We start from the raw sequence: 14,711 nt of genomic DNA on the forward strand, positions 1-14,711 counted from the left end.
TGCGCGCATTCGGTGAGGGCGACGAGCCCGGCCTGCACCAGATCGTCGATCTCGATCCCGGCGCGGCCCGATCCGTGGACGTGCCAGGCAAGGCGGCGCACCATCGGCAGGAAGCGGCGGATGCGGTCCGCCGCCCCGCCTTGATAGGCGCGCGCGGCGGCAAAGCTGCGGTGGTCATGGTTCATGCGGCAAGATCCTGTGGGGGATGTGCGGATGGGTCTTCAGCAGCGCCGACCACTTCGATCACTTCGATCGGCTGGCTGGGCGGCAGTTCGGAAATCGAAAGCACCGCGCATTGCGGCGCGCGCTGGCGCAGCAGCGCGGCGAGCGCACGGCGCGCACGCGGCTGGACGATGAGCGCAACCGGCGGCGCGGCAGGCCCGCGCTCGGCAATGATCGCGGCGATGCGTTCACCGATGGAGCGCGCGAGATCGGGCTCGATCACCGGCTGCCCGGTGACGGGATCGTGCATCCCGCCCACGATCATCTGCTCCAGCGCGCCATCCAGCGTCAGCACGGCCAAGCGCTCGCCGGGGCCGCAGATGCGCGCCACGAGCATGCCGCCAAGGTCCGCGCGGACAAGGTCCACCAGCCGGTCGTGATCGGTGGTTTGCAGCACCGCTTCGGCGAGCGCGGAGAGGATCGGCAGCGGATGCGCGATGCTCACCCCGTCTTCCAGCAGCGCGTGCAGCAGCCGCGTCATCGCCCCCAGCGTGATCGGCGCGGGGTGCACCGTCTCCACCAGACCGGGTGCGCGATCGCGCACGCCGTCGATGATCGCGCGCACTTCGTCTGGCCCCAGCAGCGCCTGCGGGCGTTCGCTGAGCAGCTGGTTGAGATGTGTGGCGACGACGGTGGAGGCGTCCACCGTGAGGAACCCTTCGGCAATCGCATGATCGCGCTGGCCGGGTTCGATCCAGATCGCCGGGCAGCCAAAGCTGGGATCGGTGGTCACCTCGCCGCGCAGGGAGTGGTCCGGATTGGCCTCGCCCGCATCGATGGCGAGGACCTTGGCCGCCTTGATGCTCGCTCCGCCCAGCGTGACCCCGCCCAGCACGATGCGATAGGCATCGGGCATGAGATCGAGGCTATCGCGCACGCGGAACTGCGGCACGACGAAGCCGAAGCTTTGCGAGAGCTGCTTGCGCACCCCGGTGATGCGCGCGACCAGCGGCGCATCGCGCTTTTCATCGACGAGGTGGACGAGGCCGTAGCCCAGCTCGATGGTGACGAGCGTGTGATCGGACACATCCTCCAGCGTGATGCGTGCCGGGTCCACCTGCTCCACCACCACCGGCGGCGGCACGGCAAGGCGCGCCTCGCGTTTGCGCAGGCTCCACCAGATATAGCCGGCCATTCCGGCAGCGGGCAGGAACACGATCTGCGGCATGGCCGGGATCATCCCGATAACGCCCATGATCACCGCGACCGGCAGCCATGTGCTGGGCGCGGCAAACTGGCCGCCGATCTGCCCCGCCAGATCGCGCGCATCCGAAACGCGCGTCACGATCACGGCGGCGGCGATGGAGAGCAGCAGCGAGGGCACTTGGGCCACCAGCGCATCGCCCACCGCCAATGTGATATAACGGCTGGCGGATTCTTGCGCGGTGAGGCCGTGGCTCAGCATCCCGAGGCAGAACCCGGCGATGATATTGACACCCAGAATGAGGAGCGCGGCAACCGCATCGCCCTTCACGAACTTGCTGGCGCCGTCCATCGAGCCGTAGAAATCGGCCTCGGTCGCCACTTCGCGGCGACGCGCCTTGGCTTCGTCTGCGGTGAGCAGGCCTGCCGCCAGGTCCGCGTCGATGGCCATCTGCTTGCCGGGCAAGGCATCGAGGGTGAAGCGCGCGGAGACTTCCGACACGCGGCCCGCGCCTTTGGTGACGACCATCAGGTTGATGATCATCAGGATCATGAACACGAACAGCCCGACCGCGAAATTGCCGCCGATCAGAAACTCGCCGAAGCTCTCGATCACATGCCCCGCCGCCGCGCCGCCTTCGTGGCCGTTGACCAGCACGATGCGCGTGGAGGCGACATTGAGCGCGAGGCGCAGCAGCGTGGCGAACAGCAGCACCGAAGGGAACGAGGAGAAATCGAGCGGCTTGAGCGCATTCATCGCCGCCATCAGGATGGCAATGGACAGCGCGATATTGAGGACAAAGAATCCGTCGAGCAGGAACGACGGGATCGGCATGATCATCAGCGCGATCAGGATCAGGATACCCGCAGGCAGCGCGAGCGCGCCGGGCTGGCCAAGGCGTTTCAGCATGGCGGCTTAGATCCCCAAGCTGCGCAGCTGGCCATAAGCCGCGCGCACATGCGCCGGGACAGTGCCGGGCTGGGACAGCGCAAAGGCATCGCGCAGGGTATCGGCCATCGAACGCGCGGGCGGCGCATCGGGCGAACTCGCCGCTGCGTTGAACGCCTGCTGGATTGCCCCCCCCTGCCGGGTTTCCGGCGCAGCGGCATAAGCCTGCATCGGCAGGTCGGCCGCATTCATCGCGCTGGCCATCTTGCCGCGCAGCAGTTCCATCACCTCACCCACCGAACGCGCGCCGGTGGGGCCGAAGAAGATCGTCCGGTTGGCCGCTGCCGCCTTGGGCAGCAGCGCCGCCGCGCTTTGCGATGGGTTGGCCGAAAGCGCACCGAGGAACCGCCCGGCCCCTTCCGCGCCGAGGAAGTGCGCAAGATAGAGCTCGCTCGCATCGGGATCGCGGCCGAGCTGGCCGGAGAGGAAATCGCGGTTGTCGTTCGCCAGCTCCCCCGCCATCAGCGCGGACAGCTCCGGGTCGGACCGCAGCGCCAGCATCTGCGCGCGGGAGGAACCATCCCCCCCGACCGAACCGGCACCCGGCAGCCCATAGGCCGCACCGTGCTTGTCGAGCATCGCCAACCAGGTCTGCCCGGTGAATTGATAGAGACCCGCCGCGCTCGATGTTGCCGCGCGGGCATTCGGGTTGAGGCCGGATTCGATCCTGGCCTGCGCCATGAGATAGGAAAAGTCGGTGCCGGTCGCCGAAGCCGCACGCGCAATCGCCCCGCGCACATCGGGCGCAGGGCGGGGAGCAGGGGTAACGGCAATGGGGGTAGGCTCGCTCACTGAAGTCCCTTTCTCGGCCACCGTCACGCGGCAGCCGGAAGGGCATCAGCAAGCAGCGTGCCAAATCAGCGCGCGCGGCCGATCCGGGCAGAGGCAGCATTGGCGCGGTAGAGCGCGGGCTGGCCCGTCAGCGCATCGAGACGCGCCGAAACATTGGCCGCAATCAGGTTGCGCACGCGGCGATTGGCCTCGTTTACACGGCGCGCAGCCTCCAGCAGGCCGCGGCATTCCTCGTCGATGGCTTCGGGCGCGGTCGTATCAAGGCGGCCGCACAGCGCGTTCTTGTCCACCGCGCAGCCCATGATCGCATCCACGTCCAGCCCGGCAAGCGCATGCCGCTCGTCTTCCAGAACGGCCAGCATTTGCCGAAGCGTATCGCGCAACTGGATGGGGCGGCGGATCGGCTGAACGGTATCGAGAGCAGCGTTGGGGTTCACTTGGGGCTCCTCAGCAGCATTCCGGCAGCGATCATCGCATCGGCGATCTTGGCGGGGAAAACAGGGTATGTGCCGGTTTCGACAGCGTGGCGGATGGTCTTGACCCGCTCCTGATCGACCGGGGCAGCCCCGGCCTTCACCGCTTCGCTAGTTTCCACCTTCGGCGCGGCGGCAGGTGCCGGGGCCTTGGGTGTTTCAACAGCGGTTTCCGCTGCGGCAGCCTTGCCGCCTGCACTTGCTGCAGTAATGGCCGGTCCGGTCACTGGCACCGCGCTGACCGGGCGCGACGCGCCTATTTCAAAGGATGACATGGTCCGCTCCTCGCGTTTCCTGCAATCAAGAACGGTGATTGCAGGGCGGGTTTAAGGAGGGGCGGAAAAATTTTGCCGGGAGCGGCAGAGGCCCGCAGGACATTGCCGCTTTCGGGCATCAATCCATCGGCAATTCGACCAGCCCCGGCCGCACGATCCGCGCGCGCAGCGGATCGGCCTTGGCGCCCATGCGCACCCGGATCCACGCGCCCACCGCGCCCGCTTCCATCGCTTCGCCCGGCTGGGACACCGAAAAGCCATCGCCCGCCACAGTCACCGTCACGCCCTCGCCCCGCGCCACGGCAATCGCGGCAGGCGCATCGCGGCGCGCTTCCTTGACCGGCACGAACACGCGCCAGCCGCCCATATCGGGGCAGCTCACCAGCACGCTGGCCTGCGCTGCGCCATACCATGATAGCGCCAGCGGCGATTGGCAGGCCGACAGCCGCAGCCGCCGGTCCACCGGCTGCGCCGCGCCGCCGGGCACGCCGATGGGCTGGCCGGTGAACGCGGCCACGGAATTGTCGATCAGGGCAAGATCGGTGAACGGTGCGGCCAGTGCAGGCAGGGGAGCCAGCAGGAGCGCAAACGGGATGGAGAAACGAGCAGGGGACATGGCACGGGGCATGGCGGGATGCTTTCACAGGGAAACACGATGCCGCCTGCGCTGCAATCATCGTGCCACCCCGATGGCAAGGGGCCTTATTCGGCATCGTAGGCCAGCACCACGCTCGCGCCGTCCGCCTGGCCCGGCTCGATCACGATCCGCGCCCCGGCCCCGCGCGCGCCTGCTGCCGTCATGAGCGTTTCGGCCCGCGCGAGCGCGGCGCGTTCGTGCCCCAGCCCATGGCGCACCAGGATCGAAACTCTGAGGCGGGGATCGCGCGCCTGCTGCGCCAGCCATGTGGCCAGCGCAGGCGCGCCCGGATCATCGCGCCACACGCCCACCGGCTCGGCGCGCGGTGACGCAGCGATGGGGCGCAGCGCAGGTGCAGCTGCATGGGGCGCAGGCTTGACCGTGCTGGGCAAGAGCGGCCCATCGGGCGCATTGGCCAGCGCGGCGGCGGTCATCATGAACAGGATCATCGCCAGATCGGCGAGAATGGTCTGCCACGGCATCGCAATGGGCGCGCCGTAGAGACCATGCGGCGGCGCGCTCATCCCGCCTCGCGCAAGTAGGCGCGCCGCGCCGCAGCGCTGCTTGTCGGCATCGGCGGGCAGGCCGGTCCCAGCCTGGCGATCAGCCAATCGGTGATCTCGCGCCGCGCGGCTTCCTCGGCTTCCACGCGGCGCTCCACCGCGCGCGCCAGCGGGGCGAGCAGGATATTGCCGAGCAGCAGGCCATAAAGCGTGGTCAGCACCGCCAGCGAGATCGCGCCCATGAACGCGCCGCGCGCCAGCCCATCGGACGGCAGCTGGCTGAGCGAAACGAGCGTGCCGGCAAGGCCGAACACCGGCGCCAGCTCCGCGCCCAGCGCCAGCGTACGCACCGCGCGGATCGCGCCCGCCACGCGGCCCTCCCGCGCGGCATCATCGCGTGCGACGAACGCCGCCAGGGACCGGGTCTGGATGAGCGCGGCCACCGCCTGATCGATCGCGCCATCGCCGCAAGGCCGGGGATTGGCCCGCAGCAGGCCTTCGCGGTCCGCCTGCGCAACCAGCGGCGCAAGGTTCCCCCGTACCACTTCGCCGCGAAAGCGCGGGCGCAGCAAAGCCCCCGTGGCTACAATCGCGGCGCGGCAATCCGCCACGCCGCTGCGCAGCGCGGTTGCGCCCAATGTCCCGCCGATGACAATCGCCCCCGCCACGGGATCGAGCATATGCGCCATATCCATCGCTGCTGTGCCTCGCTCCTTCGTTGCCCAAAGAACGGCAGCCGGGCCGCAGACTTCAGCCATCACGGAAGCAATTTGCCGCCACCCGGCAAGCCTTTGCCGCAAGCGTCCGAACCGGGCGGCAGAACCCCAGCATTTCCGCGGTTGGCACGCCCCTTGCTGATCCCATGCCAGGAATATCCCCCTGCCAAAATCCTTCTGCCAAGGCACCACGCATGAGCAACTCTCTCTTCGGCATCCACGGCACCGCGCTGGAATTGCGTTCGCAGCGCATGGGCCTGCTGGCCTCCAACCTCGCGAATGCCGGCACCCCCGGCTACAAGGCAAAGGACATCGATTTCGCCGCTGCCTTGCAGGCCCGCACGGGCGGCGCGAGCGAGGCTCAGGCGATGACTTCGGCCACGCGCTACCGCGTGCCGGTGATGCCCAGCCTTGATGGCAACACCGTGGAGATGGCGACCGAACAGACCGCCTTTGCCGAAAACGCAGTGGGCTATTCGGCCACGCTCTCCTTCATTCGCGGCCGGGTCGAGACGCTCACCCGCGCGATCAAGGGCGAATGAGCATGGCAACCTCCGGCCACCCCCTCTCGCTGTTCGACGTCACGGCGCGCGCGATGTCGGCGCAGCTCGTGCGGATGAACGCGTCCGCCTCCAACCTCGCCAATGCCGGCAATGTCGCGGCCAACGCCGATGCGGCCTACCGCCCCTTGCGCCCCGTCTTTGCCGAAGAACTCGATCGCTCCAGCGGGCTCAGCGCGGTGCGCGTCACCGGGGTTTATCGCAGCGATGCCGCGCCGGTGCGCACGCACGATCCCGATCATCCGCTGGCCGATGCCAATGGCGATGTCTGGGCCGCCCCGGTCGATGAAAACGCCGAGATGGTCGAGATGCTCGAAAGCGCCCGCCAGTACCAGAACGTGGTGGAAGCCATGCAGACCGCCAAGCAGCTGATGCTCGAAACGATGAGGATGAAGTGATGACCGCCATCAACCCCTTTACGGCGGCCAGTGCTGCCACCTCCGCCGCCAAAGCCGCCACCACCACCGCGAAAAACTCGTGGGGGGCGCTGGGTGCCAACGATTTCGTCAAGCTGCTCACCGCGCAGCTGCAGAACCAGGACCCCACTGCGCCGGTCGATAACAGCCAGATGATCGCCCAGCTCGCCCAGTTTTCCAGCCTGTCTGCGGCCAACAGCACGTCCGACACGCTGAAATCGATCGAAGCCAAGCTCGACAAGCTGACCGGCCTGAAAATCTGAAACCGCTTTCCGAAAGGACTCCCCCATGTCGTTCTACACTTCGCTCAACGGCCTCAAGAACGCCCAGACCGATCTTGGCGTGATCAGCAACAACATCGCCAACGCCGAGACCAACGGCTTCAAGAAGAGCACCGTCGCCTTCTCGGATATCATCGCAGGCAGCGCGTTCACCAATCCCAAGCTCATGCTCGGCATCGGTGCCACGGTGGAGGCGATCAACCAGAACTTTGCCCAAGGGCCGGTTGAACAGACCGGTGCCGCGCTCGATCTCGTCGTCAACGGTGATGGCTTCTTCACCACCCGCTCGGCCATCTCGGGCGATACGCTCTACACCCGCAACGGCGCGTTCGAAGTCGACGACAACGGCTATATCCTGCGCGGCGGCAATCGGCTCCAGGCCTTCCCCACCGATGCGGCGGGAGTTGTCAGCGGCAACACGCTGCAATCGGTGCAGGTACCGCCCACCAATGCATCGGGCGCGCAGTTTGCCGGTGTGGCCGTGGGCAAGAACGGCGTGATCACCGCAAGCTATGCCGATGGCACCAATGTCGCGGTCGGCAAGATCGCGCTCGCCACGTTCCTCTCGCCCGGTGGTCTGCGCCAGGAGGGTTCCGCCAACTGGAGCGCCACCGGCCTTTCCGGCACCGCGACCTATGGCGAGCCGGATTCGGGCTTCTATGGCGGCATCCTTTCGGGCGCGCTGGAACGCTCGAACGTCGATCTTTCGGAAGAAATGGTCGGCCTGATCACCGCGCAGCGCAATTTCCAGGCGAACGCCAAGGCGATCGATACCGCCACGCAGATCTCGCAGACCATCATCAACCTGCGCACCTGAGGCTGATCTGACATGGACCGCCTGATCTACACTGCCTATTCCGGCCTTTCCGGCTCGATGATGACGCAGGCCGTCATCGCCAGCAACATGGCCAACGCGCAGACCATCGGCTTTCGCGCCGAACTGCAAAGCGCCGATCCGATGACGCTGAAAGGCCCCAGCATCGAAGCCCGCGCGATGACGCGCGGCGATGTGCGCGGGGCCAACATGAAGCAGGGCGCGCTGATCGAGACGGGCAACCCGCTCGATGTCGCGCTCACTGGCCGCACCATGCTCGCCGTTCAGGCAGCGGACGGCGAGGAAGCCTATACCCGGCGCGGCGATCTCGCGGTCGATGCCACCGGCGTGCTCACCAATGGCGATGGCCGCCCGGTCGTCGGCGATGCCGGGCCGGTCACCGTGCCGCCGGGCGCCAAGATCACCATCGCGCCCGATGGCCGCGTGCTGGCGGCCCTGCCGGAAAACCCGGACCAGCCGCAGCAGGAAGTCGGGCGGCTCAAGCTCGTCAGCACCGCCGGTTCGCGCATCGAAAAGGGCCTTGATGGCCTGTTCCGCGTGTTCGGCGGCGGCGCTCTGCCCGCTGATGAGGAAGCGAAGCTCCAGCCCGGCAGCCTCGAACAATCCAATGTCGAACCCACCCGCGTGCTGGTCGAGATGGTCGAAGCCCAGCGCCTGTTCGACATGCGCACCAAGCTGATCTCCACCGCGCGCGAGCTTGATGAAGGCGGCGCGGGCCTCATGCGCCTGACCTGATCCCACCGATAAAGCTTCAAGGACACCAGACCCATGCCCTCTTCCGCCCTTCACGTCGCCCGCACCGGTCTCGAAGCGCAGGACACGCGGATGCGCGTGATCGCCAACAACCTTGCCAACGTCGGCACCACCGCCTTCAAGCGCGACCGCGCGAACTTCGCGACGATGGCCTATCAGGACGCGCGCACCGCCGGGCAGCAGTCCTCGGGCGAGACCGCCTATGCCACCGGGCTCAATCTCGGCACCGGCGTCGGCATCCAGTCGACCACGCGGATCGCCACGCAGGGCCAGCTGCAGACCACCAACAACGCGCTCGATCTCGCCCTCGATGGCGAAGGCTACTTCCAGGTCACGCTTCCCGGCGGCCAGCTCGCCTATACCCGCGCAGGCAATTTCAGCCGTTCGGCGGAAGGCCAGCTCGTCACCGGGCAAGGCTATGTCGTACAGCCGCCGGTGACGATCCCCGAAGGCGCGACTTCGATCACCATCGCACCCGATGGCACCGTTTCGGCCACGCTGCCCGGCACGGCGGAGCCTTCGCAGCTAGGCCAGATCACCATCGCCAGCTTCGCCAATCCCGCAGGCCTCGCCGCGCAAGGGGACAACTTCCTCACCGAAACAGCCGCCAGCGGCGCGGCGCAGATCGGCATCGCGGGCGAGGTTGGCCGCGGGCGCATCCGGCAGGGTTTCCTCGAAAGCTCGAACGTCAACGTGGTGGAGGAACTGGTCGACATGATCGAGACGCAGCGCGCCTACGAGGTCAATTCCAAGATGATCTCGGCAGTCGATGAAATGCTCAAGAACGCCAACCAGACGCTCTGACCGGAACGGAACTTCGCGCCATGATGGACTCTCCCTTCGAAGCCGCCTTCCGCGCTTCTGCGGCCTCTGCGCAAGCAGACAAGCCGCTTGGCCTGCGCCTGCTCGCCTGCCTGCTCGTGCCGCCAGCCATTGTGCTCGCGGCAGTCCTGCCCGCGCATCCCGCGCATGGCCGCCCCGCGCGCCCCGCCGAAGGCTTTGCCCCGGTGCTGCCCGCCGCGCCCGCACCGCGCGCCGCCGATGGAGCGATCTTCAACGTCGCGGCGGGCTACACCGGGCTGGTCGAAGGCCGCCGCGCCCATGCCGTGGGCGATCCGCTGACGATCATCCTGACCGAACAGATCAATTCCTCGAAAACCGCCGCTTCGAAAACGCAGAAGAACGGCGGCTTCAACGTTGTGCCGCCCACCGCCGGGCCGCTGTCGTTCCTCGATCCCAACGCCCTTAAAGCTTCGGGCGGCTCGTCGTTCAACGGTCAGGGGAATGCCACGCAGACGAGCACGCTCGGCGGCGAGGTTTCCGTCACCATCGCCGAAGTGCGCCCCAATGGCACGGCGCTTGTCGTAGGAGAAAAGCGCTTGCTGCTGAGCCAGGGCCAGGAATGGGTGCAAGTCTCGGGCATCGTGCGCCTCGGCGATATCGATGCGGACAACCGCGTGCGCTCCACGCAAGTGGCCGATGCGCGCGTGACCTATACCGGCAACGGTGCCGTCGGCCGCGCCAGCCGCGAAGGCTGGCTGTCGAAGTTCTTCAACATGATCTCGCCGTTCTGATGATGGCGCGCTCCCCCCTCCTCCGGGCCATGCTCGCCCTCTTCGCAGTGCTCGCGCTGGCGCCCGCGCCCGCCCACGCTGATCGCGTGCGCGATCTCGGCGCGTTTCAGGGCGTGCGCACCAACCAGCTCACCGGCTACGGGGTCGTCGTCGGCCTTGCGGGCACGGGCGATGACAACCTGGAATATATCACGCAGGCAATGCGCGGCGTTTCAGGCCGACTTGGCGTGCAACTGCCGCAAGGCATTGCGCCGGGCCTCAAGAACGCGGCCGCCGTGATGATCACCGCTGATCTTCCGGCCTTCGCCAAGCCCGGCCAGCGCATCGACGTGACTGTCTCGACCATCGGCAAGGCCAAGAGCTTGCGCGGCGGCGCGCTGATCATGGCCCCGCTTTATGGCGCGGACGGGCAGATCTATGCGATGGCGCAGGGAAATCTCGCGGTCGGCGGCCTTGGCGTCACGGCCAAGGATGGCAGCCAGCTCACGGTCAACGTCCCCACCGTTGGCCGCATTGCCGAAGGCGCCAGCGTCGAACGCGCGGTCGCCACGGGTTTCGAAAGCGGGGAAAGCCTGCGCTGGAACTTGTTCACCGCCGATTTCCTCACCGCCAGCCGCGTGCGCGATGCGGTGAATGCGCGCTTCCCCGGCGCGGCCACGGTGGAGGATGGCATCACCCTTGCCATGCGCCTGCCCGCCGCCACCGACGCGCGCGCCACGATGATGGCCTCGATCGAGATGATCGACGTGACTCCGGCGGAAACCGCCGCGCGCGTCATCATCAACAGCCGCACCGGCACGGTCGTGATCAACTCGGCAGTGCGCCTGTCTCCGGCGGCGATCAGCCACGGCAAGCTCGTCGTGAAGATCGACGAGAAAAGCCAGGTCTCGCAGCCCGGCCCGCTCAGTCGCGGGCAGACGGCGGTCACCCCCGCGAGCCAGATCAGCGTGGAGGAAGCCCAGGCCCACGTCGCGCTGTTCAAGCCCGGCGCTTCGCTGTCCAGCCTTGTCGATGCGCTCAACAAGCTCGGCGTCACCCCGTCCGATCTTGTCGCGATCCTCGAAGCGCTCAAGCAGGCAGGCGCGCTGCGGGCCGAGATGGAGGTGATATGACCGCGATTTCACCAACTTCTGCAGCCGCAAGCCCGGCGTCCGCAACGGACCGCGCCGCGCTCAAAAAGGCCGCGCAAGGGTTCGAGGCGATCTTCGTGCGCCAGATGCTGTCTGCTGCGCGTGCCACCAGCCTTGCCGGCAAGGACGACCTGTTCGGCGGGCAGGCGCAGGAAACCTTCACCGCGATGCGCGACGAACGCTTCGCCGATATCGCCGCAACCACCGGCGCGTTCGGCCTGGCCAAACAGCTCGAAGCCCAGTTCGCGCGCCTGCTGCCCGCTGCGAAGGAGTAGCGCACGATGGCCTCCGATCTCCTCTCCATCGGCTTGTCCGGCGCCAAGGCAGCGCGCATCGGGCTGGATGTGACCGCGCAGAACATCGCCAACGCGGGCAATGATGGCTATGTCCGCCGCTCCATCGGCCTCACCGAAGTCGCCTCCACCGGCTACAACCAGAACGTGCGCGATGTCTCGCTTTCGGGCGTGCGGGTGGAAAAGATCGTGCGCAACGCCGATGCCTTCCGCCAAAGCGAAGTGCGCCGCACGGGCTCTGACACCGCGCGCGCCGATGCCGAAGTTTCCGGGCTGGGCAATATCGAGGCCGCGCTCGAACAATCGGGCGTCTATCCGGGGATCACCGGCTTTGAATCCGCGCTGCAGAAGCTGAAGGAAGATCCGGTCGATACCTCGCTACGCGCCTCGGTGATCGAGGCGGCGCGGACCATGGGCGCGACCTTCCAGATCGCCGCCAAGGAAATGGATGCGGTTGGCCAGGGCCTCCAGTTCGAAGCCTCGGACGGCGTCACGCAAGTGAACCGCATTGCCGGCGAACTCGCGCGCACCAACTTGCGGCTGGCCCGCGCGGCGGATGCCAGCTCGGACCAGACCGCGCTGCTCGATCAGCGCGACAGCCTGCTCGCCGATCTCAGCCAGTATGGCGATATCGCCACCTCGCTTGCGCCCGATGGCAGCGTCACCGTCACGCTCGGCAGCACGGCCACCAACGATCCGCTCGTCAGCGGCGGCAATACCCGGCCGCTTGCGATGGCCGTGACCGGCACCACGATCAGCTACACGCTGGGCGGTGCGGCGCTTTCGCTCACGGGCGGTTCGCTCGCCGGGGGGCAGCTGGCGCTGGGCAAGCTCGACCAGCTCAGAACCGATCTCGACAAACTTGCCGAAACCATCGTGACCAAGGTCAACGATGCGCAAGGCCTTGGTGCCGATCGCAATGGCGATCCGGGCGCGGACCTGCTCTCGGGCGCGACTGCCGCGACCATTGCGCTGGCCACCAACGATCCCGCAAAGATCGCCACCGCCCCAGCCAATTCGCCGCCAAACAGCCGCGATCCGGGCAATCTCGATGCGCTGCACACCGCGCTCGATGCGGCCGATCCCGCCGGGCGGATGGATGCGATCCTGTTCGATGTCTCCGCTTCTGTCTCGGGCCGCACGGTCACGCGCGATGCGCTCGCCACGATCTCCAGCGCGGCAAGGACCGCACTCTCCGCCCAGACCGGGGTCGATCTCGATGCCGAGGGCGTCAATCTCGTGCGTTACCAGCAGGCATTCCAGGCTTCGGGCCGGGTGATGCAGGTCGCCTCCAGCTTGTTCGATTCGCTGCTCCAGATCCGGTAGGGTATCTAAGGACTTTTGGCATGAGCATCTTCGCCACCAGCACCGCTGCCTTCTTCGAACGCTCGACGCAGAGCCTTACTGCCCTGCGCGGCCAGGCCGAAGACCTGCAGAACCAGATCAGCACCAACAGCAAGCTGACGAAGTCTTCGGACAATCCGCTGGCGGCCTCGCAGCTGCGCGCGCTCGCCCGGGCAGAGGCGCTCGGCACGATCGATGCCGCCGCGACCAACCGCGCCACCGTCGATCTCAATCTCACCGATACCGCGCTGAATCAGTTCGCCAACTACGTCAGCCGCGCGCAGGAACTGGCTACGCAGGCCGCCTCCAGCCTGCTGCCCCCGGCGCAGCGCGCCAGCATAGCGTCCGAACTCGGCCAGATTCACCAAGGCCTCGTCGGCCTCGCCAACGCGCGCGACAGCGCCGGGCACGCCTTGTTTGGCGGAGACAGCGCGGGCAATGCCTACGAGATCGACTCTGTAACCGGGCTTGCCGGATATATCGGCAGCGGCAGCGCCGGGCAGCTTTCGCTGGGTGACGGGCAGACCGTCAGCCGCAGCCTGACCGGCCCGGAATTCCTCTCGTTCAAGGATCCGGCGGGCAATCCCACCGATCTGATGGCCGTGATCAAGACCCTGTCCGATGCGCTGTCTGGCGGGGCCGCGAGTACGGCCGCCACTGCCAGCGCAGCGCTCGGCTCGCTCGCCAATGGCCTCGATGCGATCACCACGGCGCAGACGGTGGTCGGCTCGCGCCTCAGCTGGATCGACATGTCAACCGAGCGCCAGCAGGCGATGGGCGAGGCACGCACTTCACAGCAGGAAGAGATCGGCACGCCCGAACTCGGCTCCGCGCTCGCCCGCCTGCAGCAGCTCTCCACCGTGCTCGAAGCGAGTCAGGCCAGCTTTTCCAAGCTCGCCAATCTCTCGCTGTTCGATTTCCTGCGCTGACCCAACCGGGATACCCCTCACCATGTATGCTGCCATCGGTATCGTCATTCTTCTTGTCATGGTGTTTGGCGGCTTCGCCATCACCGGCGGTGCGCTCGGCCCGGTCATGGAAGCCATTCCGCACGAAATGCTGATCATCGGCGGCGCGGCGCTGGGCGCGGTCGTCACCGGCAATTCGCTCCATGAAATCAAGGCCATCGGCGGCGGCTTCGGCAAGGTCTTCAAGGGACCGAAGCACAACAAGCAGGACCACGTCGATGCCATCGTGCTGTGCACGCGGCTGATGAAGATCCTGCGCAGCGATGGCCCTGTGGCGCTCGAAAGCCACGTCACCGACCCGGCCAACTCGCCGATCTTCGCCGAGTTTCCGCGCATCCTCGCCAACAAGCCGCTGGTCTCGCTGATCTGCGATACGCTGACGCTGATTGTCGTGTCCTCGGGCACGCTCGAAGTCCACGCCGTCGAAGACGTGATGGACCATTCGATGAAGACTCACTTCCACGAAATGAGCGAGCCGCAGCACGCGCTGCAAAACCTGGCGGACGCGCTCCCTGCATTGGGCATCGTCGCGGCGGTGCTCGGCGTGGTGAAGACGATGGGCTCGATCGACAAGCCGCCTTCGATCCTGGGCGCGATGATCGGTTCGGCGCTCGTCGGCACGTTCATGGGCGTGCTGCTCGCCTATGGCATCGTCGCCCCGCTGGCGGGCCGCCTCAAGCAGGTGCTCGATCAGGACGAGATGATCTTCCAGGCGGTCAAGCAGGTGATCATCGCCAGCTTGCATGGCTGGCCGCAGCCGCTCGTCGTGGAAAGCGCGCGTTCGGGGCTTGGCCACTCGTTCCGTCCGGGCCTTTCGGAACTGCTCGACGCGCTGCGCGGGCGGTAA

General features: G+C 67.1%; 19 protein-coding genes and 1 pseudogene. 12 read left to right on the forward strand and 8 right to left on the reverse strand.

Annotation, left to right across the window (positions count from 1 at the left end; translation table 11 throughout):
• From CFE35_RS22045 to CFE35_RS22080, 8 genes and pseudogenes are all read right to left on the reverse strand, one after another.
• Window positions 1–185: pseudogene (locus tag CFE35_RS22045) on the reverse strand (sigma factor); the annotation flags it as partial.
• Window positions 182–2,275 (reverse strand): flagellar biosynthesis protein FlhA, encoded by a 2,094-nt coding sequence (locus tag CFE35_RS22050; protein ID WP_292933989.1) that lies wholly within the window; start codon window positions 2,273–2,275, stop codon window positions 182–184. The gene CFE35_RS22050 and the pseudogene CFE35_RS22045, both read right to left, overlap by 4 nt.
• Before the next feature lie 6 nt (window positions 2,276–2,281).
• Window positions 2,282–3,106 carry a transglycosylase SLT domain-containing protein gene (locus tag CFE35_RS22055; protein ID WP_292933990.1) on the reverse strand — a complete coding sequence of 275 codons (825 nt, stop codon included), beginning with the start codon at window positions 3,104–3,106 and terminating at the stop codon, window positions 2,282–2,284.
• A 65-nt stretch (window positions 3,107–3,171) separates the two neighbouring features.
• Entirely contained in the window at window positions 3,172–3,543 is a 372-nt protein-coding gene (locus CFE35_RS22060; protein WP_366557171.1) for a flagellar protein FlgN, read from the reverse strand.
• Entirely contained in the window at window positions 3,540–3,854 is a 315-nt protein-coding gene (flgM, locus tag CFE35_RS22065; RefSeq protein ID WP_292933992.1) for a flagellar biosynthesis anti-sigma factor FlgM, read from the reverse strand. The genes CFE35_RS22060 and flgM overlap by 4 nt, the downstream gene beginning before the upstream one ends.
• Window positions 3,855–3,972: 118 nt before the next feature.
• Entirely contained in the window at window positions 3,973–4,470 is a 498-nt protein-coding gene (locus CFE35_RS22070) for a flagella basal body P-ring formation protein FlgA (protein WP_292933994.1), read from the reverse strand.
• A gap of 86 nt (window positions 4,471–4,556) precedes the next feature.
• Window positions 4,557–5,015: a hypothetical protein gene (locus CFE35_RS22075; RefSeq protein ID WP_292933996.1), complete on the reverse strand. Its 459-nt coding sequence runs from the start codon at window positions 5,013–5,015 to the stop codon at window positions 4,557–4,559.
• Window positions 5,012–5,689 carry a MotA/TolQ/ExbB proton channel family protein gene (locus CFE35_RS22080; RefSeq protein ID WP_292933998.1) on the reverse strand — a complete coding sequence of 226 codons (678 nt, stop codon included), beginning with the start codon at window positions 5,687–5,689 and terminating at the stop codon, window positions 5,012–5,014. The genes CFE35_RS22075 and CFE35_RS22080 overlap by 4 nt, the downstream gene beginning before the upstream one ends.
• Before the next feature lie 215 nt (window positions 5,690–5,904).
• On the opposite strand from CFE35_RS22080, the gene flgB reads away from it, so the two are divergent.
• From flgB to motA, 12 genes are read left to right on the forward strand one after another with little or no spacing between them, the layout of a single operon-like run.
• Window positions 5,905–6,252, forward strand: coding sequence for a flagellar basal body rod protein FlgB (flgB, locus tag CFE35_RS22085; RefSeq protein WP_292933999.1), 348 nt, complete (start codon window positions 5,905–5,907; stop codon window positions 6,250–6,252).
• Between the two features lie 2 nt (window positions 6,253–6,254).
• Window positions 6,255–6,668, forward strand: coding sequence for a flagellar basal body rod protein FlgC (gene flgC / locus CFE35_RS22090; protein WP_292934000.1), 414 nt, complete (start codon window positions 6,255–6,257; stop codon window positions 6,666–6,668).
• Complete coding sequence (locus CFE35_RS22095) at window positions 6,668–6,949, forward strand: flagellar hook capping FlgD N-terminal domain-containing protein (RefSeq protein ID WP_292934002.1); 282 nt, start codon at window positions 6,668–6,670, stop codon at window positions 6,947–6,949. The genes flgC and CFE35_RS22095 overlap by 1 nt, the downstream gene beginning before the upstream one ends.
• A gap of 25 nt (window positions 6,950–6,974) precedes the next feature.
• Entirely contained in the window at window positions 6,975–7,784 is an 810-nt protein-coding gene (locus CFE35_RS22100; protein ID WP_292934004.1) for a flagellar hook basal-body protein, read from the forward strand.
• 12 nt (window positions 7,785–7,796) lie between these two features.
• Complete coding sequence (flgF, locus tag CFE35_RS22105; protein WP_292934005.1) at window positions 7,797–8,537, forward strand: flagellar basal body rod protein FlgF; 741 nt, start codon at window positions 7,797–7,799, stop codon at window positions 8,535–8,537.
• 33 nt (window positions 8,538–8,570) lie between these two features.
• A complete protein-coding gene (gene flgG / locus CFE35_RS22110) occupies window positions 8,571–9,359 on the forward strand; it encodes a flagellar basal-body rod protein FlgG (protein ID WP_292934007.1) in 789 nt (262 codons plus the stop codon).
• Window positions 9,360–9,379: 20 nt separating this feature from the next.
• Window positions 9,380–10,129 (forward strand): flagellar basal body L-ring protein FlgH, encoded by a 750-nt coding sequence (locus CFE35_RS22115; protein WP_292934009.1) that lies wholly within the window; start codon window positions 9,380–9,382, stop codon window positions 10,127–10,129.
• Between the two features lie 29 nt (window positions 10,130–10,158).
• Entirely contained in the window at window positions 10,159–11,241 is a 1,083-nt protein-coding gene (locus CFE35_RS22120; RefSeq protein WP_292934011.1) for a flagellar basal body P-ring protein FlgI, read from the forward strand.
• A complete protein-coding gene (locus tag CFE35_RS22125; protein WP_292934013.1) occupies window positions 11,238–11,534 on the forward strand; it encodes a rod-binding protein in 297 nt (98 codons plus the stop codon). The genes CFE35_RS22120 and CFE35_RS22125 overlap by 4 nt, the downstream gene beginning before the upstream one ends.
• Before the next feature lie 6 nt (window positions 11,535–11,540).
• Entirely contained in the window at window positions 11,541–12,878 is a 1,338-nt protein-coding gene (gene flgK / locus CFE35_RS22130; protein ID WP_292934015.1) for a flagellar hook-associated protein FlgK, read from the forward strand.
• A gap of 20 nt (window positions 12,879–12,898) precedes the next feature.
• Window positions 12,899–13,825 (forward strand): flagellar biosynthesis protein FlgL, encoded by a 927-nt coding sequence (locus CFE35_RS22135; RefSeq protein WP_292934017.1) that lies wholly within the window; start codon window positions 12,899–12,901, stop codon window positions 13,823–13,825.
• 22 nt (window positions 13,826–13,847) lie between these two features.
• Window positions 13,848–14,711: a flagellar motor stator protein MotA gene (gene motA, locus CFE35_RS22140; RefSeq protein WP_292934019.1), complete on the forward strand. Its 864-nt coding sequence runs from the start codon at window positions 13,848–13,850 to the stop codon at window positions 14,709–14,711.

This window comes from Novosphingobium sp. PASSN1 (assembly GCF_002278815.1).

Coding starts and splice junctions, on each gene's coding strand:
- CFE35_RS22050 (WP_292933989.1), bottom strand. CDS start 2,275: ATGCTGAAACGCCTTGGCCAGCCCGGCGCGCTCGCGCTGCCTGCGGGT.
- flgM (WP_292933992.1), bottom strand. CDS start 3,854: ATGTCATCCTTTGAAATAGGCGCGTCGCGCCCGGTCAGCGCGGTGCCA.
- CFE35_RS22070 (WP_292933994.1), bottom strand. CDS start 4,470: ATGTCCCCTGCTCGTTTCTCCATCCCGTTTGCGCTCCTGCTGGCTCCC.
- CFE35_RS22075 (WP_292933996.1), bottom strand. CDS start 5,015: ATGAGCGCGCCGCCGCATGGTCTCTACGGCGCGCCCATTGCGATGCCG.
- CFE35_RS22080 (WP_292933998.1), bottom strand. CDS start 5,689: ATGGATATGGCGCATATGCTCGATCCCGTGGCGGGGGCGATTGTCATC.
- flgB (WP_292933999.1), top strand. CDS start 5,905: ATGAGCAACTCTCTCTTCGGCATCCACGGCACCGCGCTGGAATTGCGT.
- flgC (WP_292934000.1), top strand. CDS start 6,255: ATGGCAACCTCCGGCCACCCCCTCTCGCTGTTCGACGTCACGGCGCGC.
- CFE35_RS22095 (WP_292934002.1), top strand. CDS start 6,668: ATGACCGCCATCAACCCCTTTACGGCGGCCAGTGCTGCCACCTCCGCC.
- CFE35_RS22100 (WP_292934004.1), top strand. CDS start 6,975: ATGTCGTTCTACACTTCGCTCAACGGCCTCAAGAACGCCCAGACCGAT.
- flgF (WP_292934005.1), top strand. CDS start 7,797: ATGGACCGCCTGATCTACACTGCCTATTCCGGCCTTTCCGGCTCGATG.
- flgG (WP_292934007.1), top strand. CDS start 8,571: ATGCCCTCTTCCGCCCTTCACGTCGCCCGCACCGGTCTCGAAGCGCAG.
- CFE35_RS22115 (WP_292934009.1), top strand. CDS start 9,380: ATGATGGACTCTCCCTTCGAAGCCGCCTTCCGCGCTTCTGCGGCCTCT.
- CFE35_RS22120 (WP_292934011.1), top strand. CDS start 10,159: ATGCTCGCCCTCTTCGCAGTGCTCGCGCTGGCGCCCGCGCCCGCCCAC.
- CFE35_RS22125 (WP_292934013.1), top strand. CDS start 11,238: ATGACCGCGATTTCACCAACTTCTGCAGCCGCAAGCCCGGCGTCCGCA.
- flgK (WP_292934015.1), top strand. CDS start 11,541: ATGGCCTCCGATCTCCTCTCCATCGGCTTGTCCGGCGCCAAGGCAGCG.
- CFE35_RS22135 (WP_292934017.1), top strand. CDS start 12,899: ATGAGCATCTTCGCCACCAGCACCGCTGCCTTCTTCGAACGCTCGACG.
- motA (WP_292934019.1), top strand. CDS start 13,848: ATGTATGCTGCCATCGGTATCGTCATTCTTCTTGTCATGGTGTTTGGC.